We start from the raw sequence: 1,514 nt of genomic DNA, 5'->3' as shown, positions 1-1,514 counted from the left end.
CCCCCACACCAGCCACATACAACTCCCCCACCACACCCACCGGCACCTGCCCCAACCAACCATCCAACACAAACAACCCAGCCCCACCCACCGGCACACCAATCGGCGGCACCCCCGAACCCACCACCAACGGCGCACTGATCGCCACACACATCGTCGTCTCCGTCGGGCCATAAGCATTAACCATCACCCGACCCCGCGCCCACCGATCCACCACCTGCGCCGGACACGCCTCACCCACCACCACCAACGACACCGACTCCAAACCCTCCACACCCAAAACCCCCACCGCAGAAGGAGTCTGAGTCAAAACGCAGCGATCCTGGCTGCGTAACAGCGCGAGGAAGTCGTCCGGTGACCCGGCCACCGAATCGGGTACCACCAGCACCCGCCCGCCACTGAGTAGAGCACCGAAGATCTCCCACACCGACACATCAAAAGCCAACGAATGACTGTGGGTCCACGCGCGCCCCGAGCCGAACTCGACGTCCCGGGAGCTCAACAATTGCGTCACGTTGCTGTGCGTGATCGCCACCGCTTTGGGTGTACCGGTCGTGCCTGAGGTGTAAATCAGGTAAGCGATGTCCTCGCCGCGCGGGGGGTCTAAAGCCGGAGAAGGTTGAAGGTCGGTCGCTCGAGCATCGATCTGGACGATTGACACGCCGTGATCATCCAACCGTGGCCGCAGCTCCTCCGTAGTGATGACCACTACCGGCGCGGAATCGCCGAGGATGAAGCCGATCCGATCCGCGGGCAGTCCCGGATCGATCGGCACGTACGACGCGCCGGTCTTGAGCACCCCCAGTATCGCCACAATCGCACCCGCCGACCGCGGCACCAACAGCCCCACACGCTCGCCCGGACCGACTCCCTGACCGATCAGCAAGTGCGCCAATCTATTCGAAGCTTCATCAAGGTCCCGATATGACATTTCGACGCCTGTGGCACTGACCGCGACTGCTTCTGGAGCGCGGAACGCGTGTTCGGCGAACAGCTCCGGAATCGACCGGTCAGATGCCGGACGTGTCAGCACAGCGCGATTACTGAGTTCGTGAATTCGGGTGCGGTCAGAAGCATCCAATAGATCCACGGCTGACAGCCGCCGGGCCGGGTCGGCGGTCATCGCCACCAGGATTCGCTCGAGCCGCCCGATCAGCGTTTCGATGCTGGCTGTGTCGAACACGTCGGTACGGAACTCCACCAGTCCGCAGATTCCCGCCGGCTCACCGGTACTGGCGAAGTTCTCGGCCAGTGAGAACGTCAAATCCATGCGGGCTGTTCCGGTGTGGACCGGAAGGGTGGTGACCTCCAGGTCGCCCATGTGCGGCACCACAGGTTCGTTCCTCTGCCAGGCCAGCGCGACCTGTATCAGGGGGTGGTGGGCGAGGTTTCGGGTGGGATTGAGTCGCTCCACCAACACCTCGAAGGGCACATCCTGATGCTCGTAAGCAGCCAAGCAGCGCCGGCGCACCTGAGCCAACAACTCCCCCACCGTCAGATCCGCACCCACATCC

Annotated in this window: 1 protein-coding gene; it reads right to left on the bottom strand. The window is 63.3% G+C overall.

The features are described from left to right. Nucleotides 1-1,514: non-ribosomal peptide synthetase (locus RMCN_RS17765; protein WP_165604456.1), on the bottom strand; the 1,514-nt coding region annotated here is incomplete at both ends.

The sequence above is a fragment of the Mycolicibacterium novocastrense genome, assembly GCF_001570485.1.
Lineage (GTDB): Bacteria > Actinomycetota > Actinomycetes > Mycobacteriales > Mycobacteriaceae > Mycobacterium > Mycobacterium novocastrense.
The sequence above is the reverse complement of the archived record's forward strand: the minus strand, read 5'-3'. Positions and strand labels throughout refer to the sequence as shown.